Origin of the sequence: Xanthomonas sp. DAR33341 (assembly GCF_003992815.1) — a bacterium.
In the GTDB taxonomy this organism is placed as follows: Bacteria; Pseudomonadota; Gammaproteobacteria; order Xanthomonadales; family Xanthomonadaceae; genus Xanthomonas; species Xanthomonas cissicola.
The window spans coordinates 42,786-61,954 of record NZ_QEYV01000029.1 but is presented as its reverse complement, the minus strand read 5'-3'; the positions used below and the strand labels follow the sequence as shown (position 1 = coordinate 61,954).

Genomic DNA, 19,169 nt, shown 5'->3' with positions numbered 1-19,169 from the left:
CAATGACATGAGCAAACGCATTCTGGTGACTGGCGCGTCCAGCGGCTTTGGCCGATTGGCCGCGCAAGCGCTGGCCGCCGCCGGCCACACCGTCTACGCCTCCATGCGCGATACCGCCGGCCGCAATGCCGGCGTGGCGCAGGAGATGGCCGACTTGGCGGGCAAGCAGCAGCTAGCCTTGCACGCGCTAGAGCTAGACGTGCAATCGCAGGCCTCGGCCGACGCGGCGGTGGCATCCATCGTGGCGCAGGCCGGTGGGCTGGACGTGGTGGTGCACAACGCCGGGCACATGGTGTTCGGCCCGGCCGAAGCGTTCACCGCCGAACAGCTGGCGCACGTCTACGACATCAACGTGCTGGGCACGCAGCGGGTCAACCGCGCGGCATTGCCGCAATTGCGGGCACAGCAGCAGGGCCTGTTGGTGTGGGTGTCCAGCAGCAGCTCGGCAGGCGGCACCCCCCGTATCTGGGCCCTTACTTCGCGGCCAAGGCGGCGATGGATGCCTTGGCGGTGCAGTACGCACGCGAGTTGACGCGCTGGGGCATCGAGACCTCGATCATCGTGCCCGGCGCCTTCACCAAGGGCACCAACCACTTCGCCCATGCCGGGACGCCGGACGATGCCGCGCGCGCCGCTGCGTACGAGGCCGGCCCGTATGCGGGCTTTGGCGAACAGGTGCAGCAGGCGTTTGCGCGCCTGGTGCCCGAAGACGCCGACGTGGCCGAGGTGGCGCAGGCGATCGTGCAGGTGGTGAACGCACCGTTCGGCAAGCGGCCGTTCCGGGTGCATATCGACCCGGCGGGCGATGGCGCAGACGTGGGCTTCGCGGTCCTCGATCGTCTGCGTGCAGAGATGCTGCACCGTGTGGGATTGGACGACCTGTTGGCACCGCGCGTGGTGGAATGATGGAATGATGGGATGCGGCAGGCGCTTGGAGCGCCTGCCGGCCATAGAGCGGCGAACAGACCGTGGCGAGCAGTCGTCCGCTGGATGTGGACGGCGCACTCACAACCGCAGTGTCGGCGTGGTGCATGCCGCACCAAGCACCGGCCGCGCCTGCCTGGCGGCTGTGCCGCGGTCTTGTTGGCCGCTCTTAGCGTGAAAGACGGTTCCCGCGAAGCGCGCGCTCCGACCGCATGATGTGCACCACCACGATGCGCTGCCCATCCACGCGGTAGAACACGCGGCAAGGTGGTTCGACAATCTGGCGATAGCGCGAGCGCTTGAGTTCCTGTGGTCGGCTTCCGCTGTCCGGGTGTTCGATCAATTGCTCAACGTGCGCGAACACCCGTTTCACCAGCGCCGCTGCAGCGGGTGCGTTATCGATTGCGATGTAGTCGGCAATTGCGTCCAGATCAGCCAATGCCGGCACCGACCAGATTATTTCAGCCATCGCGCCATGCGTTGCCGTGCCTGTTCATGGCTCAGCGTACGGCCTTCCGCGACTGCCATTTCTCCACGGGCGATTCCTTCGAGGAGCGCAATGCGCTGCTGCATGCGCTCATAGCTGGCAACATCCACCAGATAGGCACTGGGTAAACCGTGCTGTGTGATCAGGATTGGCTCCTTGTCGCGCTCTGCAGCTGCAAGGAGTTCGGTCGCCTGACGCTTGAGCGTGGTGACAAGTTCGGTGCGCATGCTAGTGACATTAAAGTATCACTTCGGGCCAGGCAAGCGGCCGGCCCGAGGACGCCACACTGCGTGGTCACCCCTCGCCCAACGGCCTCAGGCACAGCCAGATGGCGCACCAGTGCGACAATGCGCCGCCCAGCACATGGGCGTGCCAGATGGCGCGGTTGTAGACCATGGATTTGCGCACGTAGAACGCGACGCCCACCGTGTAAAAGGCGCCGCCGGCAACGATGAGCCACAGCACCGCGCTGTCCAGCCCGGCGATCATCTGGTTGATCACCACGATGCCGGCCCAGCCCAGCAGCAGATAGATCGCCACCCAGAAGCCCTTGGCGATGCCGGGCAGGCACAGCTTGGCGAATACGCCGAACAAGGCCACGCACCAGACGCTGAGGATCATCACCCAGCGCCAGCTGCCGTCCAGCGCCACCAGGAAAAACGGCGTGTAGGAACCGGCAATCATGACGAAGATGCCGGCGTGATCGAACTTGCGCAGCATCGGTTGGCGCTGCGGCGGGGCGAAGTTGTAGGCCGCCGAACAGGCGAACATCACCAGCAGCCCCAGCGCATAGATGCAGGTGGCCAGCAGCATGGTCTGGTTGGCGTGCGCGCGCACCACCATCCAGGCGCCGCCGACGATGGCCAGCAACAGGCCGGCGGCATGTACCGCGATATCGGCGCGGCGGGCAGAGACGGACTTGTAATGCGGAGCAGTGACGTTGGCAGGCACGGGCACGGCGTTTCTTCGGTGTGGGGGATCCCCCAGCGTGCAAGGCAGCCGTGACGCTGTGGGGGCGACAGGATACCCGGCTTGCTGAATCCGCTCAGTGAGGCAGGCTGGGCGCGGGCGCCCCGGTCTCATACCCTGAGACATCCTTTTCGTTTGATCTCCCTCTTTGGGAGCCCTTGCCGTATGCCGCCGTTTGCCCTCGCTCCCCGCACCGAAACCGCCGAACGCGCGCTGGCCACCACCGACGGCCGGCCCAGCCGCGATGGCGCCTTGCTCACCGAGCGCCTGGAACGGCGTTACCACGACCGCATCACCGGCAGCTTCACCATTCCCGGGCGCACAGGCCGCTATGCGCCGATCCCCGGCGATGTGCCCGGCGCGCTGGCCGATGCGCTGCAGGCGCGCGGCATCAGCCAGCTCTACAGCCACCAGGCCGATGCCTGGGCGGCGACCCAGCGCGGCGAGCATGTGGCGATCGTGACGCCCACCGCCTCGGGTAAATCGCTGTGCTACACGCTGCCGGTGGTGAGCGCGGCGATGACCAGCGGCGCCAAGGCCTTGTACCTGTTCCCGACCAAGGCGCTGGCGCAGGACCAGGTGGCCGAGCTGCTGGAGTTGAACCGCGCCGGCGAGCTGGGCGTGAAAGCCTTCACCTTCGATGGCGACACGCCCGGCGATGCGCGCCAGGCGATTCGGCTGCATGGCGACATCGTGGTGAGCAACCCGGACATGCTGCACCAGGCGATCCTGCCGCATCACACCAAGTGGGCGCAGTTCTTCGAAAACCTGCGCTATGTGGTGATCGACGAGATCCACACCTACCGCGGCGTGTTCGGCAGCCACGTCACCAACGTGCTGCGCCGGCTCAAGCGCATCTGCGCGTTCTATGGCGCCACCCCGCAATTCATCCTGTGCTCGGCCACCATCGGCAACCCGCATGCGCACGCGCAGGCCTTGATCGAAGAGCAGGTGCATGGCATCACCGAATCGGGCGCGCCCACCGGCGACAAGCATGTGCTGTTGTGGAACCCGCCGGTGGTCAATGCGGATCTGGGCCTGCGTGCCTCGGCGCGTTCGCAGAGCAACCGCATCGCGCGTATCGCCATCAAGAGCGGCCTGAAGACGCTGGTGTTCGCGCAGACGCGCCTGATGGTGGAAGTGCTGACCAAGTATCTGAAGGACATCTTCGACCACGACCCGCGCAAGCCGGCACGCATTCGCGCCTACCGCGGCGGCTATCTGCCCACCGAGCGTCGCGAGGTAGAGCGTGCGATGCGTGCGGGCAATATCGACGGCATCATTTCCACCTCCGCGCTGGAGCTGGGCGTGGATATCGGCGCACTGGACGTTGTGATCCTCAACGGCTACCCCGGCAGCGTGGCCGCCACCTGGCAGCGCTTCGGCCGCGCAGGGCGCCGCCAGCAACCGGCACTGGGCGTGCTGGTGGCCAGCTCGCAACCGCTGGACCAATACGTGGTGCGGCACCCGGATTTCTTCGCCGATGCCTCGCCCGAACATGCGCGTACCGCGCCGGACCAACCGCTGATCCTGTTCGATCACATCCGTTGCGCGGCCTTCGAGCTGCCGTTCATCGCCGACGAGCCATTCGGCCCGATCGACCCGCTGGTGTTCCTGGAAGCGCTGGCCGAAAGCGAGGTGATCCACCAGGAAGGCGACCGCTGGGAATGGATCGCCGACAGCTACCCGGCCAATGCGGTGAGCCTGCGCTCGGTGGCCGACGGCAATTTCGTGGTGGTGGACAAGAGCGACGGCAAGCAGCAGATCATCGCCGAGGTGGATTATTCGGCCGCTGCGCTCACCTTGTACGAAGGCGCCATCCACATGGTGCAGAGCACGCCGTACCAGGTGGAGCGGCTGGACTGGGAAGGCCGCAAGGCGTACGTGACGCGCACGCATGTGGACTACTACACCGACAGCATCGACTACACCAAGTTGAAGGTGCTGGACCGCTTCGACGGCGGCGTGGCCGGCCGTGGCGACTCGCACCACGGCGAAGTGCATGTGGTGCGGCGCGTGTCCGGCTACAAGAAGATCCGCTACTACACGCACGAAAACATCGGCTACGGGCCGGTGAATCTGCCCGACCAGGAATTGCATACCACCGCGGTATGGTGGCAGTTGCCGCAGGCGACCCTGGGCAAGGCCTTTGCGTCCAAGCAGGATGCGCTGGATGGCTTCCTCGGTGCTGCCTACGCGCTGCACGTGGTCGCCACGGTGGCGGTGATGGCCGATGCGCGCGATCTGCAAAAGGCCGTAGGCAATGGCGATGGCGCGTGGTTTGCGGTAGCCGACCAGACCGGCCGCGGGCAGCTGCGCGGCGTGGAAGAAGGCGAGCACGCCACGGTGGAATTGCAGCAGGCGTTCGTGCCCACGGTGTATCTGTACGACAACTTCCCTGGCGGGGTGGGCTTGAGCGAGCCGCTGTGGCTGCGCCAGGCCGAGCTGCTGCAGCGCGCCGACGAGTTGGTGCGGCGTTGCGATTGCAGCGCCGGTTGCCCGGCCTGCGTGGGCCCGGTGCTAGCCGCGCACGAGGCCGCCAAGGGCGAATCGCCCAAGTCGCTGGCGCTGACGGTGCTGGCGTTGTTGTTCGATGCCGATGCGCCGTTGCGGCATGCCGCGCAGGTGGACGACGACCTGGCGCTGGACGTGCTTGCATGAGTGTGAGTGCGGACCGGCTGCGCTTGCTGCGGCGTCAGGCCGGGCAGGCGGATGTGCCTGCGCCGGCGAAGGCTGACGATGGCGATGCGCTGCACGATGCGGCGGCGGTGGATGCGAAGGCCGTGGATGCTGCGCCTGTCGGTGAGGTTGCGCCGCCGGCTGCCGGCGCGGACACGCAGGGCAGGTCGCCTGCGCCTGGTCATGCCCCAGGCGTCAGCGCCGAACGTCTGCGCCTGCTGCGCCGTCAAGTTGGCGGGCTGACGCCTGCCGCGCGCAAGGCCGATGCGGTCATGCCGACACGCGCACAGCGGGCAGCGGTCCCCAGCGCCGCGTTACCTACTGCGCGCCCGCCGCTGCGAGATAACGCGGCTGCACGTCATGGCGCCGTGGCCGGTCGCCCGAACGAGGCACGCGCCGCATCAACACGCACGCCCCGCGCCTTGCAGTCGTCCATACCTGCACCGCCTGCGCGCGACGCATCGGTATTTGCGTGGGTGGAGCACGATGTGCGCCACAAGCCGGCGCTGCCGTCGACTGTAGATGTAGATGTAGATGTAGATGTAGATGTAGATGCAATCATCGCTGTGGATGCGGATGGCGCAAGCCATTGGCCGACAGCGCGCGGCACAACGACGGCATCGCCCGCATCGATGTCGCCGGCACATCCGGCACAACGCCGCACCGACATCGCCGGCTTGCGCAAGATGATCGGCCTGCGCGAGCGCGCGGTCTCGGCGCACGCACCGGTCCGCGCGCGATCCACCGACCGATCTCTGCCCGGCAACGAGATCGCGCCCGGCCTGCATCTGATCCAAGCGTTCCTGCCGCAGGCGATTCCCACCGAGGCGCTCTCGCTGGCTTTCGCCAAACGCGACGATGCCGTCGACCCGATGGACCTGCTGTTCTTCGATACCGAAACCACCGGCCTGGCCGGCGGCACCGGCACCCGCGCCTTCATGATCGGCGTGGCCGATTGGGTGGTCGATGCCGTGCAAGGCAGCGGCCTGCGCGTGCGTCAACTGATGATGTCCACGATGGCGGCCGAAAGCGCGATGCTGGATCTGTTCCGCACCTGGCTGACACCGCGCACCGTGCTGTCCAGCTACAACGGTCGCTGCTACGACGCCCCGCTGCTGAAGACGCGCTACCGCCTGGCACGTGGCGGCGACCCGCTTTCTGCACTGGACCATGTGGACCTGCTGTTCCCCACCCGCCGGCGCTATCGCGGCACCTGGGAGAACTGCAAGCTCGCCACCATCGAACGGCAACTGCTGCGCGTGGTACGCGAAGACGACCTGCCCGGCTCCGAGGCCCCGGCGGCTTGGTTGAGTTACCTGCGTGGCGGCAGCGCGCGCAACCTGCGCCGCGTGGCCGAGCACAACCACCAGGATGTGGTGACGCTGTCGCTACTGATGCAACGGTTGGTGGCGGTGGACGCGCAGGAGCGGGAGGTGATTCCACTGCTGGAAACGTCGTAGCGCGACAGGATGCAAAGGCTCGGCCGGGCAGTGGGCGGCGCGACGAACGCAACAGTCCTTGCGCACGGCTACGCGCATCGCAACAGCGGCGACGGCCGAGCGATGGCAACCTACTGGGCCACCGGCGCCCGCGCATCGGCATTGCAATGCGCGTCGGCGCGAATGTCGCTGCTGTTGCTCGACGGGCATCCAAGAGAAAGCGCCGCACTTGCAGCTGTCGGTGGCGCGGCCTTCTCCGCTGCCCCGGCTACCTTTTGCACCCGGTCTGCCGCCCGGGCGAAGCCACCGACCGGACGGCGCCTGTCAGCAACGCATCATTGCGCCGCCATCATTCCTCCAGCTTGGCATCCTTGGCCTGCTCGTTGAGGTAATGACTCACGGGCGCACCGCGATAGCGCTCGGTGAGCATGCCAAGCGATTCCGCACGCGTGTCGGTGGCCGCGCGTGCTTCCGGCGTCAGCTGCGCAGCGGCACCGCGATCCAGGCGCGCACCCTCACGCACTGCATCGACGCTCTGCTTGTCCAGCGTCCGCTGCCTCGCGGCGAACTCCTGGCGACGCAAGTTTGCAAGCGCCGCATCGCGCTTTGTGTCGATAGTCGTTCCGGGCGGAGCATTCAACTCCACGCCGGTGTGTCCGCGTGGCAACGTGCGGTCTTCGCGCAATGCCAGCACCTCTTCGTTCGGCTCATCGGTGAGCACGCTCTCGCCCTGATCCCGAAATGCACCGGCGGTGCCGCGTTTCGGCTCGAATCCGTCTTCGGGCACCGGATTGATCTCGCCGAAGATCCCCCACGTGAAGTATTGCCGCCCTCCATCAGACTTCGCCAACGAAAAGTCTTCGAAACGGTAGGCAGCACTGAACGCGGCCTCCTCGTAGCCGGAGCCCGGCTGCCGCAGACGTGCGCGGGCTTCCTGCATGGCCTTGCCGGCGTCGCTGTCCGGGTGAGCAACCGTGACCTCTGCGATCACCGGATGCATGCCGTTCCAGCTTTGCATCCAGCCCGTTGCGGTATCGGCCAATCCGCTGACGCCGTCGCCACCGGGGAAGACAGCGCGCATCTGCGGGTTCTCGATGTGGGACTGGTCCAGGATCGGCACAACCTTGATCTTGCTCAGATCGTTTCTGAGCTTGCGCCGCCGCGGTTCGTCGCTGGAATGCAGGGGATTGATCTGCAGACGCTTGCAGAGATTGGCAAACAGTTGATCGAATCCGCCCTTGTAGGCGCTCGAATACACCTTGATTGCCGTGAACGGAAGAACCTGCGGTTGGCTCAGCAGCATCAAGGCGACGTCTTCGGGCGTGTTCTCTTTGCAGTCCAGCACGACCGACATGCCGGGTTTGGTCCCGCTCACGTGGCGCAGCACCTGATCGATGCTGGCCAGACGTTGATCGGTCTTGACGAAATTACCGTCCACGGGATTACGAATCACGATGGGTTGATCGCGTAGTTCGGCGTACGGCATGTCGGAGATCAGTCGATTATCGGGATGGTCTAGGGTTCGCCCCACCGTGAAGTCGTGAAAAAACATCGGTACACCGTCTGCGCTCACCTCGACATCCAGCTCCACGGTACGGTAGCCGTTCGCATACGCGTTATCGATCGCAGATAGCGAATTTTCCGGAATGCCATGGTGAAAGTCGTACAACCCACGATGCACCATGACGTCCTTGCCGATCGCCTTGGTGCTGTCGGCACGCAGATAGTTCGCGTGCACGATGGTCTTGAGGTGCTCCTGCACTTCCTTGGTCTTGCCTTCAAGCAGACGATGATCGTCTGACTTGTAGAACCCGGCGCCCCCTTCCTGGGCGGGGATCTGATGTCCCCGATATTGCGGAACCGCCAAGGTTTTGCGCCGCGCCGGCGCGCTTGCCGTAGGCTGCAGCCACTGGGGCGTCGCCAGCCCGTGGCCGGAGAGATTCAGCTGCTTGCCAAGTGCGGCAAGCGCCGCGTCGCTGAAACTGTCGCCAGGCGCAAACGCGCGCTGCAGATTGAAGATGATGCGGCCTTGTTGCGCATCGATCAGCACCGGGCCAGCGGCCGTGCGTGCGCGTGCGGGCAGCCCGCGCGACATGGCATTGAAGGCGGCGGTATCCAGATACACCGGCTCCAGTGTCCCGGCGGCAAAGCGTGCCGCAATGCTGTCGGGTTTGAGCGGCGTGCCGGCCTGCGCAAGATGCGTGGCAAGCTTGGTTTGCAGTGTCTGCACGGTGATCTGGCGCGCCTGCACTTCGGCCAGACGCTGCTCGGAGAACTCGCTGTCGAGCGCCACCAGGGCCGGCTTGCCGGTCATCGCGCTGTCGTTCAACGGCACCAGCGGAGGCGCACTGCCGGCTCGGCGACGCGGCCTTTCTCGCAGTGGCGGGGTGTCGCCCGGCATGTGCGGCACCTGCGTCGGGCTGACCACACTGGTGTGCGTTGGTAATGCCGGCGCAGCGGTGTGCGCGACAGAAGGTTGCAGAGGACCGATACGCATGATGACCTCGAAAACGCGGCGGGCGGCCAGTAAAGCGCGTGGCATATGACAATTCGCAATTTAGGCGAAAAGTACCGCCGGGATGCGAAACGATGCCTGCGTTACGCGCGTTGTGCGGGTTGTGCAAGCGGGCAGCGCATGCCTCGTTTGGACGCGTTGCACAGCGCTTGGCGCGCACATCGCCGCGCATGACGCGCGTTAGAACAGCGTTTCCTTGAACGGCAGCATGGCCGCGCCCAGCACGGTGGCATGCGCCGTCACCTGCCCGACCTGCAGGGTCGGATACGGCAATGCAACGCCACGCCGCGGCGCAGGTTCGAAGGCGATGCGGGCGATCAGCCGTTGCGCAAGATCGGTTGGCAGGCGCGCGCCAAAAACAATCACACGCGGATCGATCAACGCAATGATCGCCGCCACCGCAAGCGTCACGGTCGGTTGCACTGCATCCAGCCACGCGTCGATCTGCGGCCACGCCGCATCGTAATGCTGCAGCATGGTGTGCAGGTCCGGCAGCGCGTGGCCATCGGCGACCAGCGCCTGGCGCAGGCTTTCCAGTGTTGGCCGCGCCATGCCGGTGATGGCCGAGATGCGCCCCAGTTCGCCCACATTGCCGTGCGCGCCGCGGCGCACGTTGCCGGCAGCAATCACGCCGGCAGCAAAGCCGTCGGAGATCGACAGATAGACCAGATCCGGCGATTGGCGGCCAATGCCGTACACGGCCTCGGCCAGGGCGGCACAATGGGCGTCGTTGTCCATCCAGACCGGTAGCTGCAGGCAATCGGCGACAAACCGGTCCAGCTCCACCTGCATCCATTCCGCTGCCAGCGACAAGGGCGGATTGACCCGGGTGCCATCGCCGATGCGCGGGCCGGTCATGCTCAGACCGACGCCGAACACATGCTGCCGATCCACGCCGGCCGTCCGTAGCAGCGCCTCCACCAAGGCCGGCAGGCGTGCACGCACCACCGCCAGCGTCAGCGGGAAGGCCGTGAGCTGGCGCATGCCACGGACCTGGCCGGCGAAGTCGATCAGCACCACCGCGAAGCCATCGACCATCACCGACACCCCCACGCTGTATGCATACCCCGGCACCAGGCTCACCTGCGCGCTCGGTTGGCCGCGGCCACGCCGCAACGAGGGCCGCAGCTGCAGCAGGCCGTGCGCCACCAGCGGGTCGACGATGCCCTTGATGCCGGGCACGCTGAGCCCGCTGGCGCGCGGCAGATCCGCACGCTCGAACTGCCCGGCCCTGCGGATCAGATCCAGCAGCAGGCGCTCGCTGGACCCGGCGGCCTGCCCATCGCTGCGGCGGCGGTAATGCGAACGAATGGCTGCGTTTGCGAACAAAGAGGGCATGCAGGGCGAAACGTCCGTCGTTGTCATAATCGCTTTAATTAAGCAGCTTAATTTAATCCGTCCGCGGCCCTGCGTTGGGGCCATCGACGTTGGTATCGTGCCATGCGCCTGTTGCATCCCCCTTCCCGACCCCATTGCGCTGCCCTGTCTCGCCCGCCGCATCCGCATGCGCTATCGCTGGCGCTGGGGCTGGCCTCGATCGGCTGGCGTCCCTCGCACGCCACCGCTGCCGACATGTCCGGCGGAGCCGACGCGCTGACCATGGATGCGGTGCAGGTGCGCAACCCGTTCCAGTCGCAGAACACGCGCGCCATCGCCACCAAGCAGGCGGCGCCCACCATCGTGGATTCGGTCGCCGCCGACAGCATCGGGCAATTGCCGGACTTCAATGTGGGCGATGCGCTGCGCCGGGTCACCGGCGTGAGCACGGTGGAGTACGAGGGCGAACCGCGCTATGTGACGGTGCGCGGCCTCAACGGCAACTACAACAGCATGCTGATCGACGGCTTTGCCTTCGCCAGCAACGACATCGGCAGCCGCCAGGCGCTGATGGATGTGCTGCCGGCGAACTTCGTGGACCGCATCGATGTGGTGAAGTCGCTGCTGCCGGAAAACGACGGCGGCGCGATCGGGGGCGTGACCAACCTGGTCACCGCCACCGGCTTTGCCCGGCCCGATGGGCTGCTGACCGCCTCGGCCAAGGGCGGCGCCAACCTCATGGGGAGCCGCTATGGCGGCCGCACGCCGGTGGGCGAAGGCGAGCTGAAATGGGGCAAGCGCTTCGGGCGTGACGGCCAATTCGCGTTTTTGGGTGCGGCCAGCATCTGGCGCCGTGAGATTTCGGTGCCGCAGCAGGAAAATGGCGGCGCCCTGAACTGGTACAACGCCGATGGCACGCGCGCGCCGTCAGCCTATGGCGGCACCGGCGCTGCGGTGCCCAGCGAACGGCGCTGGTACAACTACGACAACACCCGCGAACGGCGCGGCGTGACCGCACGCGTGGATTGGCAGCCGGACGGTCCGCTCAGCGGCCATGTGTCCGGCTACACGTTCAACCAGCACGAAGCCTCCGACCGCAATGCCCAGGTCGCCCAGGTGCAGAACAGCGCGCGCCTGACCCGCAGCGGCGCGCAAAGCGGCACGCTGGACAATCTCAACCAGCTCGTCGAGCTGGGGCAGCTGCGCTGGAAGCGGGGGCTGTCCGGCATCAATGGCGAACTGCTGGCCGAGCTGCCTGGCCAGTGGCGCGGCGCGCTGCGGGCAAGCACCTCGCGCGCCACGGTGGACAACCCGCAGACCTGGGACCGCTTCCAGCAGAACCGCCTGGCTTACGGCTTCGATTGGAACGGCACCCTGCCGGCATTCACGGCCCTGGACCCGGCCCTGGCGGACGACCCGACCCGCTACGCCAACCTCAACCACCAGCAGGAGCGCACCACCTACGCCGAACGGGTGAGCGACCTGCAACTGGAGCTACGTCGCAACATGGACGAAGACAGCCGGGGGCTGGGACTGGCCTTTGGCCTGCGACAGGTGCGCACGCACATGCAGACCGCGTTCCAGCGCACGACCTGGAGCGGGTTGCCTTATTCGCTGGCCGATGTGCTGGGCGGTCCCACCTGCGCCCTGGGTTGCAACGCGCCCATGTTGACCATCGACCCGGACCTGGCCGACGCCCGCTGGGATGCGGCGTCCGGCCAGGCGCGCGGCGTGGCGGACATCACCGCGCAGAACAGCGGTACCTACACCGTGGATGAGCAGGTGCGCGCCGGCTTCGCACAAGCACAGTGGCGCGGCGAGCGCTGGCGCTTGGCCGGCGGCGTGCGCCTGGAGCAGACCCGCTTTGGCAGCAGCGGCCAGCAATTGAGCGGCACCGTCTGGGCGCCTGTCAGTGCGCAACGCACCTACCGCAACTGGTTGCCATCGCTGGCCGGCCAGGTGCAGACCAGTGCCAACGGCACGTTACGCTTCGGCGCCTCGCGCTCGATCGGGCGACCGCGCCTGGACCAGATGGCCTTGAACGGCGGCGTGCTCGCGCTGGGCAGCAACCCGCCCACGCTCAACCAGGGCAACCCGGACCTGCAGCCGCGTCGCTCGCAGAATCTGGACCTTGGCCACGACTGGACGTTCGACGACGGCGGCAGCCTGCTGTCGATCGCGCTGTTCCACAAGACCATCGACAACGAGATTTTCCGTTACGGCCAGCTGCAGAACATCGACGGCGAGCAGGTGCTGGTCACCCAACCGCGCAATACCGACCGGCCGGTCCGCATGCGCGGCGCCGAACTCGGCGCGATCAAGGAACTGGGCCCATGGCTGCCCGCGCTGGCCGGGCTGTCGGTCGGTGCCAATGTCACTTTCCTGGACGTGGCTACCCGGTGGTGCTCGGCGATGGCAGCCGCACCACCTTGTCGGTGCTGCCGCAGCAGCCCAAGCAGCTGTGGAATCTGACCCTCAATTACGCCCGTGGGCCGCTGCGCGGCACCCTGGCCTGGAGCCGGACCGGCGAGCTGTGGGACGACCGCTACCCCAACTACAGCAACCAGCAGGAGTTTTATCGCAACCGCTACCAACAGCCGCTGGACCGTCTCGACCTGAAACTGGCCTGGGACGTCTCGCCGGCAGTGGCAGTGAGCCTGGATGTGCTCAACCTGACCGGCCAGGGTTACGAATACCGCATCGGCCGCCACCACGAATACGTGCAATCGGCCTGGAAAATGGCACCCACCGTGATGCTCGGCGTCAACGTCAAACTCTGAGGGTTTTCCCATGTCGTCGTTTCTGGACACACGCATCAGCCGCCGTCACCTGATGGCTGCCACCGGCGCCTCGCTGCTGACCACCGGTCTGCCCACACGGGCCATGACGCCGCCGCCCTCGGATGTGGGCCGCAAGTTTCTGCGCTCGCGACGGCCGATGCCGTTTGCCGGCAATACCTTTGTAGGTCACCTGGAACAACAGGGCGATGGCTACGACAGCTTCGACCGCGTGCTGAATATCTACCGCCAATTCCCCGAGCAACGCTTTGCCCACAAGTTCGCCGTGCTGCCGCCGAGCAGCTACCACGTGACCTTGTTGGGCGGGGTCAATGAGATCGACCGTGCGCGTGGGCCCTGGCCGAGCGATCTGCCGCGCGACCATGCCTTGGCGGATATCAACGTGGCCTATCTGGCGCGGTTGAAGGAGCGCGCCGCGCCGCCCTTGGGCGCTTGCCGCTTCCTGGTCAACCCGACGGCAGTCAGGACCGGCAATAACGACAATCTGCTGATTCCGTTGAAGCCGGCCGACACGCAAACCGCGCAGCGCCTGGAAGCTGCGCGCCAAGCGCTGATGCAACTGACACGCTTGCAGCGCCCCGACTACACCAACTTCCAGTTTCATATTTCGCTGGCCTACCTGTGCGACACGCTGGATGCGGCAGAGCAGACGGCGTATCGCTCCGCGGTGCGCGGCTGGCTCACACAGCTGGCAGCCGCGGGGCCGATCACGGTGCCACGCTTTCATTTTTGTACGTTCAACGACATGGACGCGTTTCGCACGGTGCTAGAGGTCTGACGTTGCGTTGGGACGGCGACGCAGCGATGTGCGCCGGCCACATGGTTTCGGAACTCCCCGCCGCGTACAGAGAGCTTGGTTTCCCGCCTGGTGTGGTCGGCAAAGGCCTGGCGCTGCGCTGGTCTTGCGCCTCGCCCGATTACCGGTGCGCTTGCGTCACCGCCGTGCTCATCTGCCACGCGGCAAACTCCTGCTCGAACTCGGCCAGCGTCAGCAGCCCCATGCAGGCATGCGCACCGATCGGCAACCGATGCCCGGCAGCGAGTTTGCGTATCAGCAAAACAGCGGCGAAACACGGAATTTCCGGGCCGTGCAGCATCGCGGCGGTGAGGTCCCAGTGCAACACCAGCGGGCGGCTTGTCCCGTCTCTACCATCGCAGGTGCCGCGCAGCTCCACCCGCATGCCGCCCAGGTCGGTACCGAAGCGGTCGAACCAGCGTCCGGCGTTGGCAAACACATCGGCCAGGCGCTGCATCGGTAGCGGCACGCCGCGTCGACGTAGCCAGGCGACGCCGGCCAGGCAGCGCTGCAGGAACGGCACTTCCAGCGCCGCACGAAATTGCACGGTCTGCACGCCGGGATAGCGCTGCGGCAACAGGTCGTGATCGGGCACATCGCACGGCGAGGCCAGGCGTGGGGCGAGCTGCGCAAAGTGCACGCGCGTGGGGCGCGCCCAACCCACCACCTGCTGCCAGCGGCCGGCCTGCCACCAGTTGAAAGGCGTGCCGCAGTACGACAGCACCGCACGCACGGTGGCCAGGCCCAACGGCGTGCCCTGTGCGGGCGCGATGACGATGCCGATCTCGTGCAATGCCGAAAAGCGCGGCAACAGCGCATCGATCACCGCGCTGGACAACGCCGGCAAGGTACTGGCACCGCTGATCGCCACGCGCTGGGCCTGGCGCGCGGCGGGGTCCATCGCCGCGGCGAAATCGCGGACGAAGGCGCGGCCATCGGCCAGGTCGATGTAGTGCATGCCGGCCTGCAGGCAGCAGCGGGCCACCGCGTACTGCTGTCCCTGGAACGGCCCGGCGGTATGCACCACCGCATCGGCGCCGGTGGCCGCCAGCTGCGCGGAAAAGTCGCTTGCATCGATGTCCAGGCGGCAGGTGGAGATGCGGCCGGGTGCGACACCCGGCCAGGTGGTCGCTGCATCGCCCGGACGCCGGCCCGCGGCAATGACGTGGATCTGCGCGGTTGCCGCCAACGCACGCACGATGCGTGCACCGAAGTGGCCGAAGCCGCCCAATACCACTACCCGATACGTCATGGCCTGCTCGCCGCCTGTGTCTGTGCACAGTATCGGCGAGCGCACCACGATGCACGCACATGCACGCGACCGGCGCAGTCCGGCTAACCGTCGATACGCGTCGCCAGCCCGCTTCTCAGTGCTTCGCGCAATACCTTCAATGCCTGTTGCGTGGCCAGGCGGGATGCACCGGCCTGCTTGCTCGCCAACACGGCCTGTCGCTGCGCCAGTGCCTGTTGCTGCCTGGCCAACGCCTGCAGCGCATCGGGCGTTGCAGGCGGCTGCGCCGCGGTGGACGTCGTGGCAGATGCTGTGCGTGTCGAGGCCTGCAGCAGGCGCGGCTCGGCATGCGCAGACAGCTGCGCGGCGAGTGCGGCCTGCCGTTCGCTCACGGCTTGCTGACGTGCGGCCAACCTGGCTTGAGCATCGGCCAGTTGCTGGCTGCGCAGATACGCCACAGCCAGTTGATGGAGCAAGGTTGGATCACGCACCAGGTATTGCTTCCCATCGGCGCGAAACCACAGCACGCGTCTTCCATCGCCAGCGTAGCGGCGCGCCGTGTGCAGGTCATCGGGCGTGCCGTGCATCACTTCCGCCATGCACCAGCACGTAGGCATCGCCTTGGCTCTGCGTGTTTGCAGTGGCATGGCCGCAGGATTCATGCGTGCCGACGCGCGGCCGTGCCGGTGCAGCGGCTGCGGTGGGAACGACCGGTGTTGCCGGAGAAATGGCAGGTGCAGCAGGTCCGGCAGGTCCTGCATTGGCCGGGGGCGCTGCTGGTGCTGCCCGGGCGGCACCGGCAATGGCAAGCGCAGGTGCCGTGGGTGTGGTCGCGGCTAGCGGAGTGGTCGCAGGCGCGCGCAGCGCAGCGACAACCGGCGCGGTTCGTGCAAAGTTCATCTCCGGTGTTACTGCAGGCGTTGCGATGCCACCCACACGCACGACATCGGCAATGGGTGCAGCCTGCGTCGTTGAAGGCGTAGCAAAACCAGCAAAAACCTGCGCAGCAGGTGAGGTGCGCACACCGGCAACTGCAGGCACGGCAGAGGCGTGTACGACAGCCGCGCTGCCGGCAACTGCGGCAAGGGCCACCAGCAACGCCGAACGCAGGCACAGCACAGGGGAAGTGGTCTGGATCATGAGATCTCCACGAAAGGCACAGTGAGTTGAGTGCGCCTGCGCAGGGCACGCAGGCGGATGGAAACAGCGATCACGCGGCCACGGCGTTGCCGAGGCTGCAGGCGTCGTGACGCAGGAGTGCCGGGCTGTGGCGGGCCCGTGGTGTTGCAAGTGCTGCCTTTACCGAAGCGATGCCAGCGCATTGCGCAGGCACGTGCCTGGCGTCAAGACCTGGGCTAAAAGCAGCAAAAAGTGACTTCACTCAACGCCCGGTGAGTGCGGCCGGTACGCTGAATCGGCATGTACTGCGCGTGCACTGCGATTCCGATCGCGCCGTCCACGCCCACCTGACGACTGCTCGCTACGTTATGTTCTCCGCTCTTGCTGCGGCGGCGTGTCTGCCGGCCGTGCACGGCCGGATGCGGAGTGACGCTGCATGCCATGCCGTGCTGCTCCGTGGCCAACGGAACCCATCGCCGCGGTCACCTGCGGTCTACCGCGACCCACGCTGGTTCTCGCGATTGGATCGCTGCGACAGCCGACAAGCCGGTGCGAACAGCTGTCGGCTATGGCGGGCAGCTGGCGCAATTTGCACGCCAAGAAGCGATGCGTCCCCGAACCTATGCGTGGTGCATGCTCACTCCTCGTACCACCACGCCCGCCTGACGTGAGCGCAGGCGTTTCGTCAATGGTGTCTAGTTGTTCGCGCGGTCTGCTTCTGCTTGCGCCTGGTCTGCCTCTGCTTGCGCTTTTTCGGCCTCTACCTGCGCTTGCGCTGCCTCGCGTTGCCCACGTCTGGCCTCGGCGCGGCCCTGAAGAGCGGCCTGCTTGGCCAGTTCGACCTGGTGCCGCGACAGCGCGTCCGCTTGTCGCACCGCGGCGGCATACGCGTATTGCGCCTGACGATGCTGCTGCGCCACGTCGCGAATCTGCTGCTGGGCTTCGCGCGCTTGCTGTTGCGCCTCCTGTTTGGCCTGCGCCAGTTCCGGGCCGAGGGAGGCCAGTTGTTCGCGTGCTTCCTGCAATGCGTCCTGTGCGGCCTGCATGCGGTCTTGCTGTCGTTCAAGGTCGTGGTTGTCGGCAGCGAACGCATCGTGCACAGCGGCTTGCGCGTCACGGCTGGCATCGCGGCGGATGCGGTCCAGGTCGAGATTCCAGCCACTGTCTATGGGGTCTGCGTCCTCGTCATGCAGCGGTTCGGCGCCCAGCACATCGGCGATGACACCGTGCGTGGCAGGGGCGGCCGCTTCCGCAGGCGCAGCCGGCAGCGCCGGTGCAGGCAACGCGCGCATCGGCGCCGTGGCGTCGGCAGCCTCTGCCGTGCTGCTGACCTGTGCACGTGGCGCTGGCGGGGCAGTCACCACAACCGGCTGCATGCCGGCAGACGTCACCGGTGCCGGCACCGGCACCGGCATGGCCACCAGGCGCAGCGGCAGTACACCGCAAACGGCCACCGCGGCCAAAATCATCGCCGCGGCCAGCCGCGGAAACGCGTGGGTGTCCTGCAACATCGACAGCCTGCGCTTCAAGCTGATGAACGAAGGCGAGGCGCTTGCCACACCACCGCGCGGACGCGGGGCCACACCCAGTTGCAGCAACAAGCGGCCGTAGTCGTGGCGGCAATGGCGGTGCCCGGCGACCACGGCGGCATCGCAGGCGGCTTCGCGGGCGATCGCATATTCGCGCACGGCCAGATGCACCAGCGGGTGGAAGAAGAACAGGTGCTGCGCCAGCGCCGGCAGCAGGCCCCACCACAGGTCGCCACGACGCAGATGGATCAGCTCATGGGTCAGTGCCATGTCCAGATCGTCATCGGCCATGTGCGGCAACCGTGCAGCAGGTAACAGCAACACTGGGTGCCACGGGCCGATCAACTGCGGCGAGTCGATTTGCGATGACAGCCGCAGCGCCGGCGGGCGCGACAAGCCATGCGCCTCAGCAGCCATCTGCAACGCCTGCACCAAGGCCTGGTCATTGCAGGGCTGCGCCGCGCGCACCAATGCACGGCTGCGTAGATAGGCGCGCGCCGTGTCGGCGGCCAGCACCAGCACGCCAGCCGCCCACAGCGCCAGCAATGCCACCGGCCAGGTCGACCACGCGCCAGCCTGCATGGCCTGCGCGGTGGCGCCTGCATGCGCGGCCGTGGATGCCGCGGCGGTGGCGTTTGCCAGTGGCGCCAGGCTGTCGGCCGAGCCCAGCGCACTCGTCACGCTGTGCGCCGGCAGCACCGGCAGTTGGACCGGGTTGCTCCACACCAGGCCCACCATCGCCTGCACGCCCACCAGCCACCACAACCAGGTCTGCGTGGCTGCCGGAAGGCGGCGCACGCCGCGGCACAGCGCCCACACCACCAGCACCAGCACCGCGGTCTGCACGCTGGTGGCGCCAAGCTTCCATAACACCGCTTCGATCAGGGGCGACATGACTCAATCCTCCTTGCGCTGCGACTGCAGCTTGGCGACCAATGCTTCGAGTTCGGCCAGTTCGGTATCGCTGACTTCGGCGCGTTGCGACATCCACGCCACGAACGGCGATACCGAGCCCTGCAGGGTCTTCTCGACGAACTGCCCCACCGCCCCGCGCACCACGTCGTCCTGGCCGGCGGTGGCGCTGTAGCGGTATACACCGTCGACCTGCTTGCGGCGCAGGAAACCTTTGGCCCGCAGCCGCTCCATCATGGTCAGCACGGTAGAGCGCGCGAGTCCGCGCGGCTCACCGAACGCGGCCGCCACTTCGCCCACGCTGGCATGCCGCTGTTCTTCGATGTATTGCAGCAGGGCCAGCTCCTGGTCCCCGATGGTCTTGCCGCGCATGGCGTTCTCCCTGACTACAGTTGTCGCTACGGTAGACGTGACTACAACTGTCGTCAATAGGCCGGATGGCAGGGGTGCTGCC

General features: G+C 66.7%; 11 protein-coding genes, 2 other RNA genes and 3 pseudogenes. 6 read left to right on the top strand and 10 right to left on the bottom strand.

The features are described from left to right. Positions 1 to 7: 7 nt before the first annotated feature. Positions 8 to 906, top strand: a pseudogene (locus EO156_RS14020) (SDR family NAD(P)-dependent oxidoreductase). A gap of 50 nt (positions 907 to 956) precedes the next feature. Here the strand turns inward: EO156_RS14020 and EO156_RS14015 are convergent. The 4 genes from EO156_RS14015 to EO156_RS14000 form a co-directional block, all read right to left on the bottom strand. After that, positions 957 to 1,033, bottom strand: a non-coding RNA gene (locus EO156_RS14015) — sX9 sRNA. Positions 1,034 to 1,093: 60 nt separating this feature from the next. Further along, on the bottom strand, positions 1,094 to 1,393 hold the full coding sequence (locus tag EO156_RS14010; protein ID WP_005928957.1) for a type II toxin-antitoxin system RelE/ParE family toxin: 300 nt from the start codon (positions 1,391 to 1,393) through the stop codon (positions 1,094 to 1,096). After that, positions 1,381 to 1,638, bottom strand: a complete 258-nt coding sequence (locus tag EO156_RS14005; protein WP_016849693.1) for a type II toxin-antitoxin system Phd/YefM family antitoxin — start codon at positions 1,636 to 1,638, stop codon at positions 1,381 to 1,383. Before EO156_RS14005 ends, EO156_RS14010 begins: the two co-directional genes overlap by 13 nt. Before the next feature lie 67 nt (positions 1,639 to 1,705). Beyond that, positions 1,706 to 2,368, bottom strand: coding sequence for a hemolysin III family protein (locus EO156_RS14000; RefSeq protein WP_005912558.1), 663 nt, complete (start codon positions 2,366 to 2,368; stop codon positions 1,706 to 1,708). Positions 2,369 to 2,545: 177 nt separating this feature from the next. On the opposite strand from EO156_RS14000, the gene EO156_RS13995 reads away from it, so the two are divergent. Next, complete coding sequence (locus tag EO156_RS13995) at positions 2,546 to 5,041, top strand: DEAD/DEAH box helicase (protein ID WP_016849694.1); 2,496 nt, start codon at positions 2,546 to 2,548, stop codon at positions 5,039 to 5,041. Then, positions 5,038 to 6,519: a ribonuclease H-like domain-containing protein gene (locus EO156_RS13990; protein WP_033483017.1), complete on the top strand. Its 1,482-nt coding sequence runs from the start codon at positions 5,038 to 5,040 to the stop codon at positions 6,517 to 6,519. Before EO156_RS13995 ends, EO156_RS13990 begins: the two co-directional genes overlap by 4 nt. A gap of 328 nt (positions 6,520 to 6,847) precedes the next feature. Here the strand turns inward: EO156_RS13990 and avrBs2 are convergent, their stop codons facing one another. Together avrBs2 and EO156_RS13975 are read right to left on the bottom strand one after the other, a co-directional pair. Next, entirely contained in the window at positions 6,848 to 9,040 is a 2,193-nt protein-coding gene (gene avrBs2, locus EO156_RS13985; protein ID WP_016850055.1) for a type III secretion system effector avirulence protein AvrBs2, read from the bottom strand. 153 nt (positions 9,041 to 9,193) lie between these two features. Further along, complete coding sequence (locus EO156_RS13975) at positions 9,194 to 10,351, bottom strand: ROK family protein (RefSeq protein ID WP_005912552.1); 1,158 nt, start codon at positions 10,349 to 10,351, stop codon at positions 9,194 to 9,196. Positions 10,352 to 10,453: 102 nt separating this feature from the next. On the opposite strand from EO156_RS13975, the pseudogene EO156_RS13970 reads away from it, so the two are divergent. Both EO156_RS13970 and EO156_RS13965 read left to right on the top strand, forming a co-directional pair. Then, positions 10,454 to 13,110 (top strand): annotated as a pseudogene (locus EO156_RS13970) (TonB-dependent receptor). Positions 13,111 to 13,120: 10 nt separating this feature from the next. Continuing rightward, on the top strand, positions 13,121 to 13,906 hold the full coding sequence (locus EO156_RS13965; RefSeq protein WP_005928981.1) for a DUF1868 domain-containing protein: 786 nt from the start codon (positions 13,121 to 13,123) through the stop codon (positions 13,904 to 13,906). A 139-nt stretch (positions 13,907 to 14,045) separates the two neighbouring features. Here the strand turns inward: EO156_RS13965 and EO156_RS13960 are convergent, their stop codons facing one another. Beyond that, positions 14,046 to 15,227, bottom strand: a complete 1,182-nt coding sequence (locus EO156_RS13960) for a saccharopine dehydrogenase NADP-binding domain-containing protein (protein WP_026007016.1) — start codon at positions 15,225 to 15,227, stop codon at positions 14,046 to 14,048. A 32-nt stretch (positions 15,228 to 15,259) separates the two neighbouring features. After that, a pseudogene (locus tag EO156_RS13955) lies at positions 15,260 to 15,764 on the bottom strand (hypothetical protein). A gap of 810 nt (positions 15,765 to 16,574) precedes the next feature. On the opposite strand from EO156_RS13955, the gene EO156_RS13945 reads away from it, so the two are divergent. Further along, a non-coding RNA gene (locus tag EO156_RS13945) (sX9 sRNA) lies at positions 16,575 to 16,651 on the top strand. A 318-nt stretch (positions 16,652 to 16,969) separates the two neighbouring features. Here EO156_RS13945 and EO156_RS13940 read toward each other — a convergent pair. Beyond that, positions 16,970 to 18,697: a M56 family metallopeptidase gene (locus tag EO156_RS13940; protein ID WP_029827795.1), complete on the bottom strand. Its 1,728-nt coding sequence runs from the start codon at positions 18,695 to 18,697 to the stop codon at positions 16,970 to 16,972. Positions 18,698 to 18,700: 3 nt separating this feature from the next. After that, the gene (locus EO156_RS13935; RefSeq protein WP_003482061.1) at positions 18,701 to 19,087 is read right to left on the bottom strand and encodes a BlaI/MecI/CopY family transcriptional regulator; all 387 of its coding nucleotides are present in this window, start codon (positions 19,085 to 19,087) and stop codon (positions 18,701 to 18,703) included. Positions 19,088 to 19,169: the final 82 nt, after the last annotated feature.

Bases quoted from the DNA above. Each gene is read 5' to 3' on its own strand.
- EO156_RS14010 (WP_005928957.1), bottom strand. From the start codon at position 1,393: ATGGCTGAAATAATCTGGTCGGTGCCGGCATTGGCTGATCTGGACGCA.
- EO156_RS14005 (WP_016849693.1), bottom strand. From the start codon at position 1,638: ATGCGCACCGAACTTGTCACCACGCTCAAGCGTCAGGCGACCGAACTC.
- EO156_RS13995 (WP_016849694.1), top strand. From the start codon at position 2,546: ATGCCGCCGTTTGCCCTCGCTCCCCGCACCGAAACCGCCGAACGCGCG.
- EO156_RS13990 (WP_033483017.1), top strand. From the start codon at position 5,038: ATGAGTGTGAGTGCGGACCGGCTGCGCTTGCTGCGGCGTCAGGCCGGG.
- avrBs2 (WP_016850055.1), bottom strand. From the start codon at position 9,040: ATGCCACGCGCTTTACTGGCCGCCCGCCGCGTTTTCGAGGTCATCATG.
- EO156_RS13975 (WP_005912552.1), bottom strand. From the start codon at position 10,351: ATGCCCTCTTTGTTCGCAAACGCAGCCATTCGTTCGCATTACCGCCGC.
- EO156_RS13965 (WP_005928981.1), top strand. From the start codon at position 13,121: ATGTCGTCGTTTCTGGACACACGCATCAGCCGCCGTCACCTGATGGCT.
- EO156_RS13940 (WP_029827795.1), bottom strand. From the start codon at position 18,697: ATGTCGCCCCTGATCGAAGCGGTGTTATGGAAGCTTGGCGCCACCAGC.
- EO156_RS13935 (WP_003482061.1), bottom strand. From the start codon at position 19,087: ATGCGCGGCAAGACCATCGGGGACCAGGAGCTGGCCCTGCTGCAATAC.